14 protein-coding genes are annotated in these 15,230 nt (G+C 64.2%); 9 read left to right on the top strand and 5 right to left on the bottom strand.

The annotated features are described in order from the left end of the window. Window positions 1-30 precede the first annotated feature (30 nt). The 4 genes from N2602_RS00335 to N2602_RS00320 form a co-directional block, all read right to left on the bottom strand. Complete coding sequence (locus N2602_RS00335) at window positions 31-1,185, bottom strand: TAXI family TRAP transporter solute-binding subunit (protein ID WP_260381411.1); 1,155 nt, start codon at window positions 1,183-1,185, stop codon at window positions 31-33. 20 nt (window positions 1,186-1,205) lie between these two features. Continuing rightward, window positions 1,206-2,057 (bottom strand): hypothetical protein, encoded by an 852-nt coding sequence (locus N2602_RS00330; RefSeq protein WP_260381410.1) that lies wholly within the window; start codon window positions 2,055-2,057, stop codon window positions 1,206-1,208. 109 nt (window positions 2,058-2,166) lie between these two features. Next, a complete protein-coding gene (locus N2602_RS00325) occupies window positions 2,167-2,349 on the bottom strand; it encodes a hypothetical protein (RefSeq protein ID WP_260381409.1) in 183 nt (60 codons plus the stop codon). Between the two features lie 203 nt (window positions 2,350-2,552). Next, entirely contained in the window at window positions 2,553-3,527 is a 975-nt protein-coding gene (locus N2602_RS00320; protein WP_260381408.1) for an NADPH:quinone oxidoreductase family protein, read from the bottom strand. Between the two features lie 221 nt (window positions 3,528-3,748). Here N2602_RS00320 and N2602_RS00315 point away from each other — a divergent pair, with 221 nt between their 5' ends. The 8 genes from N2602_RS00315 to N2602_RS00280 all read left to right on the top strand — a co-directional run bounded on the left by N2602_RS00315 (window position 3,749) and on the right by N2602_RS00280 (window position 13,289). Continuing rightward, window positions 3,749-4,588 (top strand): SDR family oxidoreductase, encoded by an 840-nt coding sequence (locus tag N2602_RS00315; RefSeq protein WP_260381407.1) that lies wholly within the window; start codon window positions 3,749-3,751, stop codon window positions 4,586-4,588. 116 nt (window positions 4,589-4,704) lie between these two features. Next, on the top strand, window positions 4,705-5,373 hold the full coding sequence (locus N2602_RS00310; protein WP_172789504.1) for an invasion associated locus B family protein: 669 nt from the start codon (window positions 4,705-4,707) through the stop codon (window positions 5,371-5,373). A gap of 192 nt (window positions 5,374-5,565) precedes the next feature. Continuing rightward, window positions 5,566-6,759, top strand: coding sequence for a 23S rRNA (adenine(2503)-C(2))-methyltransferase RlmN (rlmN, locus tag N2602_RS00305; RefSeq protein ID WP_260381406.1), 1,194 nt, complete (start codon window positions 5,566-5,568; stop codon window positions 6,757-6,759). A gap of 134 nt (window positions 6,760-6,893) precedes the next feature. Then, window positions 6,894-7,382 (top strand): hypothetical protein, encoded by a 489-nt coding sequence (locus N2602_RS00300; protein WP_172789502.1) that lies wholly within the window; start codon window positions 6,894-6,896, stop codon window positions 7,380-7,382. A 169-nt stretch (window positions 7,383-7,551) separates the two neighbouring features. Further along, complete coding sequence (locus N2602_RS00295) at window positions 7,552-8,328, top strand: phosphatase PAP2 family protein (RefSeq protein WP_172789501.1); 777 nt, start codon at window positions 7,552-7,554, stop codon at window positions 8,326-8,328. 91 nt (window positions 8,329-8,419) lie between these two features. Continuing rightward, window positions 8,420-9,757 (top strand): argininosuccinate synthase, encoded by a 1,338-nt coding sequence (argG, locus tag N2602_RS00290; RefSeq protein WP_172789500.1) that lies wholly within the window; start codon window positions 8,420-8,422, stop codon window positions 9,755-9,757. A 173-nt stretch (window positions 9,758-9,930) separates the two neighbouring features. Next, complete coding sequence (locus tag N2602_RS00285) at window positions 9,931-11,259, top strand: IS1182 family transposase (protein ID WP_212257604.1); 1,329 nt, start codon at window positions 9,931-9,933, stop codon at window positions 11,257-11,259. Window positions 11,260-11,531: 272 nt separating this feature from the next. Continuing rightward, window positions 11,532-13,289, top strand: a complete 1,758-nt coding sequence (locus tag N2602_RS00280) for an alkaline phosphatase (RefSeq protein WP_172789499.1) — start codon at window positions 11,532-11,534, stop codon at window positions 13,287-13,289. 93 nt (window positions 13,290-13,382) lie between these two features. Here N2602_RS00280 and N2602_RS00275 read toward each other — a convergent pair whose 3' ends face one another. Further along, window positions 13,383-14,003, bottom strand: a complete 621-nt coding sequence (locus N2602_RS00275; RefSeq protein ID WP_260381405.1) for a TetR/AcrR family transcriptional regulator — start codon at window positions 14,001-14,003, stop codon at window positions 13,383-13,385. 231 nt (window positions 14,004-14,234) lie between these two features. Here N2602_RS00275 and N2602_RS00270 point away from each other — a divergent pair, with 231 nt between their 5' ends. Next, the gene (locus tag N2602_RS00270; RefSeq protein ID WP_260381404.1) at window positions 14,235-15,191 is read left to right on the top strand and encodes a homocysteine S-methyltransferase family protein; all 957 of its coding nucleotides are present in this window, start codon (window positions 14,235-14,237) and stop codon (window positions 15,189-15,191) included. Window positions 15,192-15,230: the final 39 nt, after the last annotated feature.

The raw sequence follows: 15,230 nt of genomic DNA, 5'->3' as shown, positions 1-15,230 counted from the left end.
TCGTCGCTCCGCTCCTCGCAATGACGGCCGCTATTTCTTCTCCGCCCGCGCCTTCCCCGCGTCCCACGCCTGGAATTGCCTGAACAGCGTCTCCTTGTCCGCATCAGACACGGTTGCTGCCGCAGGGCTCTGCTTCAAGAACGCCTCGAAGCGCTGCCGTGTCACCGGCTCGATGCCGTGCTTGTCGAGCCATTGCTGCGCCACCGGCAATCTGTTCCAGCCGGAAAGCGGCGCCGCCAGCGAGACCTCCTTCCACTTGGGATGGAAGGGCGGGTTCTGCAGTGCCGTGAATTTCGTGAAGAACGCGTCCACGAACAGCGCGAGCTTGCGATAACGTTCGGTGTTGGGCGCCCAATTGTAGGCCGCGAGCACCGCGGGCACCGCGATCGTGTCGACGCTCTCACCCTCCTTGATGAGATTCGGGTAGTCCTTGGCGGTCAGGGTTGCCGGCAGATAGTCGCTCTGCAGCGGCTTTGCATAGTCCACCTTCGCGAGATGGAAGCGGCCGTCATTGCCGAAGGTCGAGACCGATTTGTACGGCTTGCCTCCGACCACGATGACGGCATCGATCTGTCCGGCCTTCAGCTTCTCCATCGCGATGCGTTGCTCGACATAGACGAAGTTCGCCTTGATCCCGAGCCGCTCGAACACCGTCAGTGCGGTGACGAAGGTCCCGCCATTGGGCAGATCGACGCTGACCTTCTTGCCCTCGAGGTCCTTCAGCGTTGCGATCGATTTCGGCGCGATGACCTGCATCTCTTCATTGTAGAGCTTGGTCACGTAAGTGAACTGTTTCTTGATGTCCTTGGCGAAGCCCTTGCGCTCGAGATAGTCGAGCGTGTCTGCGCGCACGATGCCGAGATCAACGCCCTGCAGGAACAGGATGTCGGCGACGCTCTGCACCGAGCCGCGGCCGACGATCGGCAGCACGCGGATCTTGTTGCCGTCGTCGAGCACCGAGGCGAGGTCGGCGCCGAACTGCACATAAGTGCCACCGATCGTGCCCGTGATCAGCGTGACGGTGTTGGCGTTCAGCGCCTGCTTGGTCGAGGTCGAGCCGAACTGGAAGATGGCCTTCAGGCTGTCCGAGACCTTGGCCGGATCGTATTCGGCCTGCTCGGCGTGGGCGGCGAAGGCACAGATGGTCGTGATGGCGGCAAGCGCCATTTTCAAAGTGTTACGCATGATGTCCCCTCTGAATTGGCCTAATTCGAGAATTGGGCGAGGCGCTGGCGCGCTTCCGCCGATCCGAGACTGGCAGCCTTTTGATACCAGTCGCGCGCGGCGGTCGCGTCAGCGGCGATGCGCCGCGAGTCGCTGGTGCCAAGCACGGCCGGGTCATAACTCTGCGCCAGCAGAAACGCAGCCGTCGCATCCTGTGCAGTGGCCGCGCGTTCAAGCAGCAGGCGGGCAGCAACAATATCGCCGACGCCCAACAGGCTCTTCGCGCGCGTCATCAGCGCGGCCAGCGTGTCAGCATCGAGCGTCTTCGCGGGCGCAGGCGGTGCGGGCGGCGCCGCGACGGGCGCGGGCGCTGGTTGGGTTTGTCCTTGGACTTGCAGCGCCGTCTGATAGGCGGTCGCGATCGCCTCGCGACTCGGTGCGGCAGGTGCAGAGAGAGCCTGCGTGTCGGCGCTCGCCAGCCTCGTGTCGCTCACGCGGGCCGCATCCTTGGGCGGGATCTGCGGTGTGGTCGGTGCGCTGGCCGACGCCATCGCTGGGTCCGCCATGATGCGGACCCAGCTATCGGCATGAGTGGCGAAGAGGCCGCGCAAGTCGGACTGAAACAGTGTGACCAGAACTGCCAGAGTGGATGCCGCCAGAACGGCCGCGAGCACACTTGGGACCATTCTGGAGCGCAATGTCACCGGTGCATATTCGCTCGGGTCCGGCGCACCGAGCGGATCGGACAGAAACAGTGGAATTGGATCGTCCTGCGCGAGCTCGGCGCGCTTGGCACGTGCACGGATATAGGACGCGATGGGCGGATGTGATGCAGATCGATCGGAATCGTGCGCGTGCGATTCCTTCGACAGACGGTAGGCCGTCGTCTCCATGGTGTGATGCTCCCCTTTACTGACGCAACGCAGGGGCAGTCCCGGCTTCAGTCTTCTTGTTGTTGTCCAGAGGTCCCCGCTAACTGGAACCGGTAAATCGCCGTCCGATTCAGCCCAAAAAACGACGGTGGTTTGCGCGAATCTGGAAATATTTGGGTTTGATTACGGCGGCGCGGCGGAATGCACCGGAATTTTGCTCGCTATGGTTGAGCGGGATTTTACGATGCGGCGGCGTGCGCAGCTTTGCGATGTCGCGGTCGTCGACGCTGCCCGTCTCGCCCTCCGCTGTCATTCCCCGCGACCCGGCTACGCCAAGGCTTCGCCGAGGTTTCGGTCTTGGGCACGCCGAAGCTTGAGCGTAGGCGGCAAGCGGGGAATCCAGTACACCGCGGCGTCTCGGCTAGATCCACTAACGTCTCTGGAATAATGGATCGCCCGGTCGAGCCGGGCGATGACAGCTGTGGATGTTGAAACAGCGTCGCGATGACATCGCGATCACGGATGCAGGATCACCTTGCCCATAGCCTGACGGCCCGCGAGCACCTTCAGCGCATCCGCGGTCTGGGCCAGCGGGAAGGTGCGGTCGACATGCGATGAGATCTTGCCTTCCGCGGTCCACTTCACCAGCTTCTCGAGATTGGCGCGATTTTTCGCCGGGTTGAGCCGCGTCCAGGCGCCCCAGAACACGCCGCGGATGTCGCAGCCCTTCAGCAGCGCGAGGTTCAGCGGCATCTTGGGAATGTCGCCGGCCGCAAAGCCGATGACGAGGAAGCGGCCTTCCCATGCGATCGAGCGCAGCGCCTGTTCGGCGTAAGCACCACCCACCGGATCGAAGATGATGTCGACGCCCTTGCCATTGGTGAGCTTGCGCAGGCCTTCCTTCAGATCTTCCTTGGCGTAGTTCAGCGTCAGCTCGGCGCCATGCGCTTTGGCGAATTCAAGCTTCTCGTCCGATGAGGCGCAAGCGATCACCTTCAAGCCCATCAGCTTGCCGAGCTCACAGGCCGCAAGGCCGGTGCCGCCAGCTGCACCCAGCACGGCGAGCGTCTCGCCCGGCTTGGGGCTGGCGCGATCCTCCAGCGCGTGCAGCGCGGTGCCGTAGATGATGATGATGCCGGCCGCGCGGTCGTAGTCGAGACTGTCGGGGATCTTCACGATCGATGCCGCCGGCAGCGCGATCTTCTCGCGCGCGCCATTGTGGCCGCAGGAGGCGACGACGCGGTCGCCGACCTTGAGGTCAGTGACGCCGGCGCCGATGCTCTCGATCACCCCGGCAACTTCCGCCGCCGGCGAGAACGGGAATGGCGGCTTGATCTGGTACTTGCCCTGGATCATCAGGATGTCGAAGAAATTCAGCGCCGCCGCCTTGATTGCGATGACGGCTTCGCCGGGCCCTGCCACCGGATCCGGCACCTCAGTCAGAACGAGGTCGTCGGGCTGGCAATATTGCGAGCAGAGGATGGCTTTCATGGCGGCACCTTGAGAGCGTTTCGAGTGGAATTATAGTTGGGTCGTTTCTGCCGGATTTACTGCGGCCGGACAATCCGGATTCTTTGTCTCGGACCACGCGACGGCCTAACCTCCCGTCATTGCGAGCGCAGCGAAGCAATCCAGAGTCCGCACCGCGGAAATAGTCTGGATTGCTTCGCTGCGCTCGCAATGACGAAATTCGCGGAGAAAGGATTCAAACGATGTTTGAAACAAGCCTGCTCGGGACCAAGCGCATCCTCATCACCGGCGGCGGCTCGGGCCTGGGCGCCGCGATGGGCCGCCGCTTCCTCGCGCTCGGCGCCGAGCTCGTGATCTGCGGCCGCAAGCTCGATCGCCTCGAGGCAACGGCGCGCGAGATGCGCGAAGAGACCGGCGGCAGGGTCACCGCGATCGCCTGCGATATCCGCGACGGTGCGGCCGTCGACAACATGATGGATGCGATCTGGCGCGAGGCGCCGCTCGACATTCTCGTCAACAATGCCGCTGCCACCTTCATCGCACAAAGCGAGCATCTCTCCTTCCGCGCCGCGGATGCGATCCTGGCGCCGACGCTGCACGGCGCGATGTATTGCACGCTCGCCGCCGGCCGGCGCTGGATCGAGGCCAAGCATGCCGGCGTCGTGCTGTCGATCCTGTCCACCTCCACCATCACCGGCCGCGCCTTCACGGTTCCCTCGGCAATGGCGAAGTCGGCGCTGCTGGCGATGACCAGGAGCCTTGCGGTGGAATGGGGCCCGAAGCGCATCCGCACCGTCGCGATCGCGCCGGGCCCGTTTCCGACCGCAGGGGCCACCGGGCAGCTCCGTCCCGAAGGCCGCGACGAGGGCTGGTCCTCGCGCAACCCGCTTGGGCGCACCGGCGAGCACAGCGAGCTGGCCGATCTCGCCAGCTTCCTGGTCTCGGACCGTGCCGCCTACATCAATGGCGAGATGGTGGTGATCGACGGCGGCGCGCATTTGCGCAGTTCCGGTGCCGAGGATCTGCTCGGCTGGACCAAGGCGCAATGGGCCGCTCAACGCGCCGCCAGATCCAAGGCGTAACCGCCGCCGATACCGCTAACTGCCTTCCCAAATTGGACTTTCCCGGCTATCCCTGGCCGGGGACAACGCGCGCTCGGGCCATCTTCCAGTCACAATATTGAGGGAACCACTGCGGCATGTGGCGGGTGCTGATTTTAGCTTTGACGACTGGCGTGGCGGCCGGGGGGATCGCCGTTTCTGCGCGGGCGCAGACGGCGCAACCGGCGCCCAAGTCCGGTTCTGCTCCAAAAGAGGCTACACCCAAACCGGCCGCGCCGCCGGCCAACACCAACGCAAAGGCGACCCCGAAGCCCGAGAGCAAGCCGGCGGCCCCGGCTGCGGCAGTTGCGGGGGGCGCGGAGCCGACCCTGATCGGGCAGTTCGGCACCTGGGGCGCCTATTCGGCGACGCCGAACGGCAAGAAGGTCTGCTTCGCGCTGGCCAAGCCGTCGTCGTCGAAAACCAACCCGCCGAACCGGCCGCGCGATCCCGCCTATGCCTTCGTCTCGACCCGGCCGGCCGAGAAGGTCAACAACGAAGTCTCGGTCATGATCGGCTATGCGCTGAAGCCCGGCTCGGAATCGACCGTCGAGGTCGGCGGCGCCTCCTTCGCCATGTACACGCAGGGCGACGGGCTCTGGATCAAGAACGCGGCCGAGGAGGAGCGGATGGTCGAAGCCATGCGCAAATCCGCCGATCTCGTCGTCAAGGGCGTCTCGGCCAAGGGCACCGAGACGACCGACACGTTTTCGCTGAAGGGCCTCGCCCAGGCGCTCGACAAGATCGCGCAGGACTGCAGGCGTTAAGACTGCGGGCGTTAAGTCTGCTGGCGATAAGGTCGCAATCGGCGGTTCCGGTTGCTATATAGGGGTATCCCAAAGGTGCTGCCGTCATGGCCGGGCTTGTCCCGGCCATCCACGCGCTGGTTCCGGCGGGGAGAACGTGGATGCCCGGGACAAGCCCGGGCATGACGAGACAGCAGCAATCTCAGGCAACCGATGACCGAGCCGCACAACGCCATCCTGGTGGAGAAGACTCCGCTCGAAACCTATGTGCCGCCGGCAAAACCGTCGCTGATCGGCCTGTCGCGCGCCGAGCTTGCCGATCGCCTCGGCGAGATCGGCGTCGCACCGGCCCAGCGCAAGATGCGGGTGCAGCAGCTGTGGCACTGGATCTATTTCCGCGGCGCCCAGAGCTTTGACGAGATGACCTCGATCTCGAAGGGCATCCGCGCCGATCTCGCCCAGCATTTCACCGTGGACCGGCCCGAGGTCGTGGCCGAGCAGATCTCCAACGATGGCACCCGCAAATGGCTGCTGCGTCTGCCGAGCGGCGACAATGTTCAGAAGGCGCACGAAGTCGAATGCGTCTACATCCCCGAGACCGACCGCGGTACGCTGTGCGTCTCCTCGCAGGTCGGCTGCACGCTCAATTGCGCCTTCTGCCACACCGGCACCCAGCGCCTGGTGCGCAACCTCACCGCCGGCGAGATCGTAGGACAGGTGATGGTCGCGCGCGATCGTCTCAACGACTGGGCCGATCGCGAGGATGGCACCCGCCGCGTCACCAACATCGTGATGATGGGCATGGGCGAGCCGCTCTACAATTTCGACGCGGTGCGCGATGCGCTCTTGATCGTCGGCGACAACGAAGGCATCGGCATCTCCCGCCGCCGCATCACGCTGTCGACCTCGGGCGTGGTGCCGAACATCGTGCGCGCCGGCGAGGAGATCGGCGTCATGCTCGCGATCTCGCTGCACGCGGTGCGCGACGAGCTGCGCAACGAGCTGGTGCCGCTCAACCGCAAATATCCGATCAAGGAGCTGCTGCAGGCCTGCCGCGACTATCCCGGCGCCTCCAACGCGCGCCGCATCACCTTCGAATATGTCATGCTCAAGGGCGTCAACGATTCGCTCGACGATGCCAAGCTGCTGGTGAAGCTGCTCAAGGGCATTCCGGCCAAGATCAACCTGATCCCGTTCAATCCCTGGCCCGGCACCGCCTATGAATGCTCGGACTGGGACCAGATCGAAAAGTTCTCCGAATACATCTTCAACGCCGGCTATTCCTCGCCGGTGCGCACCCCGCGCGGCCGCGACATCCTCGCCGCCTGCGGCCAGCTCAAGTCGGAGACCGAAAAGCTATCCGCGCGCGAACGCCAGGCGCTGCGCGCCATGGCGATGACGGATTGAGTTGTTCATGCCGTCGTTCTCGCATTCCTGTCATTGCGAGCGCAGCGAAGCAACCCAGAATATCTCCGCGGCGGCAGTCTGGATTGCTTCGTCGCTGCGCTCCTCGCAATGACGACTGAGTTGGCATTTTCGTCATGTCCCTGATCGGCCGCCTCGTCGTCATCTTCATCGGCTTTCTCGCCGCCTGCTTCGTCGGCGGCATGATCGTCGTCGTCGCGCTGCTGTTTCCGGAATTCGCCGATCTCGGCGCCGGTCCGGTCGATCAGGGCACGATCGACATCCTGCTCGGCTTCGGCTTCATCTTCGTCTCGGGCTTCGCACTGGTGCCGGCGGCGGTAATCGTCGCGATCACCGAAGCGCTCTACATCCGCAGTGCGATCGCCTATGCCGTCGGCGGGGGCCTCGTCGGGCTCGCCTGCTATCTCGGTCTTGTTCCCTTCCACGCCGACACGCTGCAGTTCGAGGGCATCGTGCGGCGTCACCTGGAAATCATGACGGGTGCCGGCATCGTTGCCGGCGTGGTCTACTGGTTGATCGCCGGCCGCAACGCCGGTGCCTGGCGCGAGCCGCCACCCGCGCGCAAGCCGCCTCCGCCGATGCCGTCGAATTCGCGGCCGGATTGAGACGCCGTCATTGCGAGGAGCGAAGCGACGAAGCAATCCAGGGTCCTCTGCGGAAAGATTCTGGATTGCTTCGCTTCCGCCTTCGCTCTTCGAGCTACGGCGGACAAGTCGCTCGCAATGACGGATTCCGGGGTTTCCATCCCCTTCCCACTCCGCTAAACCGCGCGCCATGAACCGGACTGGACTCTTCATTGCCCTGGCGCTGTGGCTCGTCATCGGCGTCGCCTTCGGCCTCTATCCCGAGCTCGACCTCAAGCTCGCTTCGCTGTTCTTCGACCCCGAGACCAGGACTTTTCCGCTCAAGCTGAACGAGTGGGCCGGCTTTGCGCGCGATGCGGCGATGTGGATCGCCTGGGCGTTCGCCCTTCCCTCGATCGTCGCGCTCGTGGTCAAGATGGTCCGGCCCGACCGGCCGCTGATGGTGCCCGGGCGCACGATCATTTTCCTGCTGGTCACGCTGATCATGTCGGCCGGCATTTTGACCAACCTGACGTTCAAGACTTATTGGGGCCGCCCGCGCCCGGTGGTGGTGACCGAGTTCGCGGGCGACCAGCAATTCGTGCCGTGGTGGGATCCGCGCGGCGGCTGCGGGCGCAATTGCTCGTTCTTCTCCGGCGAAGGGGCAACGGCATTCTGGACGCTGGCGCCGGCCGCGCTGGCGCCGCCGGCGTGGCGGCCGCTCGCCTATGCCGCCGCCGTGGTGTTCGGTGCCGTCACCAGCACCCTGCGCATGGCCTTCGGCGGGCACTTCTTTACCGATGTCTCGATCGCCGGCCTCGTCACCTTCGTCGTGATCTGGTTCGCCTACGCGCTGATTTACCGCTGGCCGCGGACGCGGTTCTCGGACGAGGCGGTGGATGCCGCCCTGACCCGGCTGAACATGCCCGCCTACCGGCTCCGCCAGCGCCTGTTCGGCCGCAAGACCGGCCCCGAACCCTCGGTTTGAGCCATTAAAGGGGTGCCGAGCCCCGCGAAATTTGATATTCGCGCGGTCAAACCCATCCGTCACATCAGCTTGAGACCCGATTGGAAGCCCCATGACCACGATCCTGAAAAGCCTGCCCAAGGGTGAGAAAGTCGGCATCGCTTTTTCGGGCGGCCTCGACACCTCTGCGGCGCTGCTCTGGATGAAGCAGAAGGGCGCGCGCTGCTACGCCTACACCGCCAATCTCGGCCAGCCGGATGAAGCCGACTACAACGAGATCCCGCGCAAGGCGATGGAGTTCGGCGCCGAGAACGCGCGCCTGGTCGATTGCCGCACGCAGCTCGTCCACGAGGGCATCGCCGCGATCCAGTCCGGCGCCTTCCATATCTCGACCGGCGGCATCACCTATTTCAACACCACGCCGCTCGGCCGCGCCGTGACGGGCACGATGCTTGTCGCGGCCATGAAGGAGGATGGCGTCAACATCTGGGGTGACGGCTCGACCTTCAAGGGCAACGACATCGAGCGCTTCTACCGCTACGGCCTGCTCACCAATCCCGGCCTGAAAATCTACAAGCCCTGGCTCGACCAGCAGTTCATCGACGAACTTGGCGGCCGCGCCGAGATGTCGGCATTCATGACCGCGCAGGGCTTCGCCTACAAGATGAGCGCCGAAAAGGCGTATTCGACCGACAGCAATCTGCTCGGCGCCACGCACGAGGCCAAGGATCTCGAAAGCCTCGACAGCGGCATCAAGATCGTCAACCCGATCATGGGCGTGCCGTTCTGGCGCGACGATTGCGCCGTCAAGGCCGAGAAGGTTGTGGTGCGCTTCGAGGAAGGTCAGCCGACGGCTCTCAACGGCCAGACCTTCTCCGATCCAGTCGCGCTGTTCCTCGAAGCCAACGCGATCGGCGGCCGTCACGGCCTCGGCATGAGCGACCAGATCGAGAACCGCATCATCGAGGCCAAGAGCCGCGGCATCTATGAGGCGCCCGGCATGGCGCTGCTGCACATCGCCTATGAGCGCCTCGTCACCGGCATCCACAACGAGGACACGATCGAGCAGTACCGCATCAGCGGCATGCGCCTGGGCCGCCTGCTCTATCAGGGCCGCTGGTTCGATTCGCAGGCCCTGATGCTGCGCGAAACCGCGCAGCGCTGGGTTGCCCGCGCCGTCACCGGCGAGGTGACGCTGGAGCTGCGCCGCGGCAACGATTATTCGATCCTCAACACCGAGAGCCCCAACCTCACCTATGCGCCGGAGCGGCTCAGCATGGAGAAGGTCGAGGACGCCGCCTTCACGCCGGCCGACCGCATCGGCCAGCTCACCATGCGCAACCTCGACATCGCCGACACCCGCACCAAGCTCGGTCTCTATTCGAAGACCGGCCTGTTGTCGGGCACTGAAGGCTCGCAGATATTCCGGCTCGAGAGCGACAAGGGCTGACGCTCTCGCTGTCGTAGGCTGGGCAAAGCGAAAGCGTGCCCACCATCTTTCCGCGACCGAGATAGTGGTGGGCACGGCGCTCTCGCGCCTTTGCCACCCTACGAGACTGTGAATCTTTTGTACCGCGCGTCAGACGAATGTGATTCTCTGGGCAGACTGATCTGCTGGAGAGGATGATGGCTGACGACGGACTTTTTGGTGAATTGCCGGAGCAGTCGGCACGAACCGAAGCGGTGCCGCAAGGCGCACCTCGGCTGCGCGAGCCTGTGCGCAATCAGGTCGAATTGCGAGCGGTCGATATCGACAGCCTGATCGGGCAGGATCATCCAGCGCGGGTGATCTGGGCTTATGTCGAAGGGCTGGACCTGAGCGAGCTGGAAGATCGCGTCAAGGCACGGGAAAACAGGCCGGGCCATCCGGCGCCATCGCCACGGTTGTTGCTGGCGCTTTGGCTGTACGCCGCGAGCGATGCCGTTGGCAGCGCGCGGGCGCTGGACCGGCTCTGCGACAGCCACGACGTCTACCGCTGGCTCTGCGGTGGCGTGTCGTTGAACCATCACGGGCTGTCGGACTTCCGGGTCGGCTGTGCCGACTTGCTCGACCGTTTGCTGGTTGAACATCTGGTGGCCCTGAACGAGGCAGGGCTGGTCGATCTGGAGAAGCTGACCCAGGACGGGGTGCGGATACGAGCGAATGCCGGGACCGGATCTTTCCGGCGGGAGGCGACGCTGGATCGGCAGATGGCGCAGGCCGAGGCCATTGTGGAAGAGCTCAAGCGCGAGGTCGATGCGGACCCGGAAGCCAGCAATCGGCGGATCCGGGCCGCCAAAGAGCGGGCGGCGCGCGAACGCAGCGAGCGGGTGCAAGCCGCGCAGGCCGCGCTGGCCGAGATCAAGCGCAAGCGAAAACAGCTCGACGACAAGGGCGGCAATGGCAAGAAGCCGAAGGAGCCTCGGGCCTCCACCACCGACCCGCAGGCCAGGGTGATGAAGATGGCCGATGCCGGCTTCCGTCCGGCCTATAATGTGCAGGTGGCTAGCGCGGCTGGCGAACTGATCGTGGTCGCGATCGATGTCGACAACAGCGGCTCAGATCGTGGCTTGATGCGCCCGATGCTGGAGCGAACGCGCGCTCGGCTGAAGCGCTTGCCACGCCGCTACCTCGCCGATGGCGGGTTCTGCACTGGCGACGACATCGAATGGGCGCATGGCGAGGGCATCGAGGTTTACTGTCCACCGCCCCAATCCAGGAGCGGTGTCGATCCCTTCTTACCCCGGAGCAGCGACGGTCCTGGCATAGCGGCCTGGCGTGCTCGCATGGCCAGCGAAGCCGGCAAGGCACAGTACCAGGCCCGTACCATCTGCGAATGCATCCATGCCCGCTGGCGCAACTGGGACCTCAGGCAACTGACCGTGCGCGGCATCGAGAAGGTCCGTGCCGTCGTGCTCTGGTACGCCCTCACCAACAACATCCTGCAAGGGCATCGTCTCGCAAAAGCATAGATAACCAACAGCCTGACGCCGCCGGCTTCCCCCATCAAGGGGCGATACCACCCCTTGATGCCGAAGCCGAAACAAAACGAATTGGCTCACAGGCTCTACGATTACTGACGCCCCGTAGCCCGGATCGAGCGAAGCGAAATCCGGGGCCGCTGCCAGGCCGATGAGATTCCCGGATCGCGCTTCGATCGATCCGGGCTACGGGCTTAATGACGGTGTCATGCTCGATCGCTAGCTTCCTGTGTCCATCGGAACGGAATTGCGGAGCATCAAACATGGTCACGAGATCGGCACTCGCCTCTCTCATCGTCCTTTGCTGGACATCGTCGCTGCAGGCGCAGACGATCTATCCGATCGATCGTGCCGAGATCCTCGCTGGAGCCAAATTCGACTTCAAGGTCGAGCTTCCCGGTCTGGTCGATCCCGCCAAGTTGAAGGTGACGGTGAACGGCGCGGATTATGCCGCCGCGTTCGGCCGTTCCGGGAGCTTCATCGAGCGCGAGGACGGCAAGGAGCAGTCGGCCCTGATCCTGCGCGACGTCACGCTGACCAAGCCCGGCAGCATCGTGGTCGACGTGAACGACGGCACGCGCCAGCGCAGCGTCACATGGACGGTCTACGACACCGGCGCGCGCAAGGCGAAGAACGTCATCCTGTTCATCGGCGACGGCATGTCGCCGGCGCATCGGGTCGCCGCGCGAATCCTGTCCAAGGGGATTTCGGAAGGCAAGAGCCGCGGCAAGCTCGCCATCGACGACATGCCGCATATGGCGCTGGTGGCAACCGCCGGCTCGGACTCGATCATCACGGATTCCGCCAACTCGGCGAGCGCCTATGCGACCGGGCACAAGAGCGCCGTCAATGCCCTCGGCGTCTATGCCGACCGCACCGCAAGCCCGCTCGACGATCCCAAGGTCGAAACCATCACGAGCCTTGCCAAAAGGCAGCTCGGCATGGCGATCGGTATCGTCACCAATACCGAGATCGAAGACGCGACGCCGGCGGCGATGGTCGCGCACACCCGTCGGCGCGCCGCCTATGACGACATCGTCGAGCAGTTCTTCGCGGCGAAGCCGGATGTGATGATGGGCGGCGGCAGCGCGAATTTTCTGCCGAAGTCGGCTACCGGCTCCAAGCGCAAGGACGAGACCGACTACATCGCGAAGTTTCGCGATGCCGGCTATCAGGTGGCGACCACCGCGGGCGAGCTCAGCGCCGCTGCCGCAAAACAGGAGACGAGCCGGCTGCTCGGCCTGTTCGCCACCGGCAACATGGACGGTGTGCTCGACCGCAAATTCCTGAAGGGCGGCGGCGTCAGGAAATTCCCCGAGCAGCCAGATCTGACCGAGCAGGTGCAGGCGGCGTTGAAGATCCTCGCGAAGAACGAGAGCGGCTTCTTCCTGATGGTCGAATCCGGAATGATCGACAAATACGCGCATTTGCTCGACATGGAGCGCGCCGTCTACGACACGATCATGCTCGACAACGCCGTGCGTCAGACGCGCGAATGGGCGCGCGCACGCGGCGACGATACCCTCATCCTGGTGCTGGCCGATCACAATCATCCCAACAGCCTCGTCGGCACGGTGAATGACGACATGGGCACGACGCCCAACGTGCCCTTGCGCGAGCGCGTCGGAGTCTACGATCAGGCCGGATTTCCCAACTATCCCGCGCCGGATGCGGAAGGTTATCCGTCACGCGTCGACGTGAGCCGGCGGCTTGCCATCTTCTCGGCGAGCCTGCCCGACCACTACGAGACGTTCCGTCCCAAGCTCGACAATCCCAACGAGCCGACCGTCAAGGCTGGCGACGACGGCACCTACAAGGCCAACGACAAATACAAGGAGGTCCCGGGCGCGGTGCTGCGCCCCGGCAATCTGTCGGCGCTGGTCGGCGCCAGCGTGCATTCGGGCGAGGACGTCATCCTGACCGCGACCGGACCGGGCAGCGAGCGCGTGCACGGCTCGATGGACAATACCGACGTGTTCCGTGTCATGGCCGACGCGCTGGGATTGGCTGCGCGACAATGATGACGGGTCGACTGCCAATCTGGGCACAACTACATGCCTGCCGCACGCGAGCGCGGCAGGGCGGCCGCCCTGGTTCGCTCACGCCCTATGAATTTACGACGAGTGAGGCGGCGTGAAGACCAGCTTCACAAAGCTGCGGAAGAGCAGGATCTGTCGCTCCAGCCGCTTCGGGTCGTTGAGCGTCTTCGACATGATGATTGCGCCGTCGACCACGCACGAGATCATCTCCGCGAGATCGTCGAGGTCCATCGGCTCGCGGGGCGGATAGACGGCGGCGATCCCGTCGAGAATTTCGCGGAAGTGCCCATTCCAGCTCCGGACCGATTGCGCGGTCAGATTGCGAACATCGCGGTCGAACAAGCGCTCCTGATAGCAGATGCTGGCGATCAGGCAGCCGGGATGGCCGTTCGGCAGATCGGCCATGACTTCGGCGAGCAGTTTCAGCGAGATCAGAAACGACTGCAGCGGGTCGTCGGAGAGCTCACGTCCGCGCCTGAAGATCTCGTCGAACAGGCGATCATTCGTATCCACGTAGCGGCGCAGCATCTCCCGTGCGAGCGCGTTCTTGTCCTTGAAGTGATAGAAGAAGCCGCTCTTGGTCAGTCCGGCCTCGGCAATGACCTCCTCGATCGAGGTGGCGCCGAAGCCCTTTGCGAGCACCGCCGCTTCCGCGATCTCGAGAATGCGCTCGCGCGTCGCTTCGCCCTTTCCCATCGATGTCTCCAGAACTGTACCGACGGTGCGGAAATTGGCCCTTGGGACCAAGCACCTCTCCGAGTGACTCGTGCAAATCTTTGATTTGTCTACGCTTGCCGGTGGAAGTTCAGCCGCACCACGGGGCTTCTAGAGCGACGCGACATTATGCGGCACCAAATGCCGCGACCGAACACGGGCATGGCGCGACCGAATGAAGAGAGCGGGCCCGTCCAAATGATGGAGCGATCAATGGCCAGATACAGGCATGGTCTGCCGCAGCGCGGCGGCGGCATTTTCCTGACCGACGGCGGCATGGAAACAACCCTTATCTTTCACCACGGGCTGGAGCTGCCCCACTTTGCGGCATTCGTGCTGCTCGACAGCGCGGATGGCCGCGCGCACTTGAGGCAGTACTACGAAGCCTATCTGCGTATCGCGCGGCAGCATGGGCTCGGCTTTGTGCTCGACAGTCCGACTTGGCGTGCCAACCCTGATTGGGGCGCCAAGCTCGGCTATGATGCCGCCAGGCTCGAGGCCATCAACATGCGCGCCATTCGCTTCCTCGACGAATTGCGCGGTGCTTGGGAGGCCCCCGGCACGCCTTGCGTCATCAACGGCGCGATCGGTCCGCGAGGCGACGGCTACAAGGCCGGCAACATGGACGCGGCGGAGGCTGAAGCCTACCACTTGGGCCAGATCGCGGCCTTTGCCGAGGCCGGCGCCGACATGGTGACTGCATTCACGCTGAACAGCATCAACGAAGCCGTTGGCGTGGTCCGTGCGGCCCAGAGACAGGACATTCCGGTCGCGATCTCTTTCACGGTCGAAACCGATGGCCGCCTCGTCCGGGGAGAGTCGCTGCGCGAGGCGATCGAGGCGGTCGACGACGCAACGGAGCGGGCTTGCGAATACTTCCTGATCAATTGCGCACACCCAACGCACTTCGAGAGTGCACTCGCTACAGGCGAGGCTTGGGTTCAGCGCATCCACGGCATCAGAGCCAATGCATCGGTCAAGAGCCACGCCGAGCTCGATGAATCGGAGGCGCTAGACAGTGGTGATCCCGCAGATCTCGGCCGCCGCTACCATTTGCTCAGGCGCGCATTCCCCGGCATGCGCATTCTCGGCGGCTGTTGCGGCACTGATCACCGGCATGTTGCCGCGGTTTGTGAGGCATGTCTGCCGTCGGAAGCAATGACGGCGTGATAAGAAAAATGGCCGGGATTGCTCCCGGCCATTGTCTTC

The organism is Bradyrhizobium sp. NC92 (assembly GCF_025200865.1).
GTDB lineage: Bacteria > Pseudomonadota > Alphaproteobacteria > Rhizobiales > Xanthobacteraceae > Bradyrhizobium.
Note: the sequence above shows the minus strand (reverse complement) of the source record. Positions and strands in the feature narration are given on the sequence as shown.

What these genes read in the sequence shown, in the direction of transcription:
- N2602_RS00300 (WP_172789502.1), top strand. Translation starts at nt 6,894, where the DNA reads ATGTCCCTGATCGGCCGCCTCGTCGTCATCTTCATCGGCTTTCTCGCC.
- N2602_RS00325 (WP_260381409.1), bottom strand. Translation starts at nt 2,349, where the DNA reads ATGACAGCGGAGGGCGAGACGGGCAGCGTCGACGACCGCGACATCGCA.
- N2602_RS00280 (WP_172789499.1), top strand. Translation starts at nt 11,532, where the DNA reads ATGGTCACGAGATCGGCACTCGCCTCTCTCATCGTCCTTTGCTGGACA.
- N2602_RS00270 (WP_260381404.1), top strand. Translation starts at nt 14,235, where the DNA reads ATGGCCAGATACAGGCATGGTCTGCCGCAGCGCGGCGGCGGCATTTTC.
- N2602_RS00295 (WP_172789501.1), top strand. Translation starts at nt 7,552, where the DNA reads ATGAACCGGACTGGACTCTTCATTGCCCTGGCGCTGTGGCTCGTCATC.
- N2602_RS00310 (WP_172789504.1), top strand. Translation starts at nt 4,705, where the DNA reads ATGTGGCGGGTGCTGATTTTAGCTTTGACGACTGGCGTGGCGGCCGGG.
- N2602_RS00315 (WP_260381407.1), top strand. Translation starts at nt 3,749, where the DNA reads ATGTTTGAAACAAGCCTGCTCGGGACCAAGCGCATCCTCATCACCGGC.
- argG (WP_172789500.1), top strand. Translation starts at nt 8,420, where the DNA reads ATGACCACGATCCTGAAAAGCCTGCCCAAGGGTGAGAAAGTCGGCATC.
- N2602_RS00320 (WP_260381408.1), bottom strand. Translation starts at nt 3,527, where the DNA reads ATGAAAGCCATCCTCTGCTCGCAATATTGCCAGCCCGACGACCTCGTT.
- N2602_RS00335 (WP_260381411.1), bottom strand. Translation starts at nt 1,185, where the DNA reads ATGCGTAACACTTTGAAAATGGCGCTTGCCGCCATCACGACCATCTGT.
- rlmN (WP_260381406.1), top strand. Translation starts at nt 5,566, where the DNA reads ATGACCGAGCCGCACAACGCCATCCTGGTGGAGAAGACTCCGCTCGAA.
- N2602_RS00330 (WP_260381410.1), bottom strand. Translation starts at nt 2,057, where the DNA reads ATGGAGACGACGGCCTACCGTCTGTCGAAGGAATCGCACGCGCACGAT.
- N2602_RS00275 (WP_260381405.1), bottom strand. Translation starts at nt 14,003, where the DNA reads ATGGGAAAGGGCGAAGCGACGCGCGAGCGCATTCTCGAGATCGCGGAA.
- N2602_RS00285 (WP_212257604.1), top strand. Translation starts at nt 9,931, where the DNA reads ATGATGGCTGACGACGGACTTTTTGGTGAATTGCCGGAGCAGTCGGCA.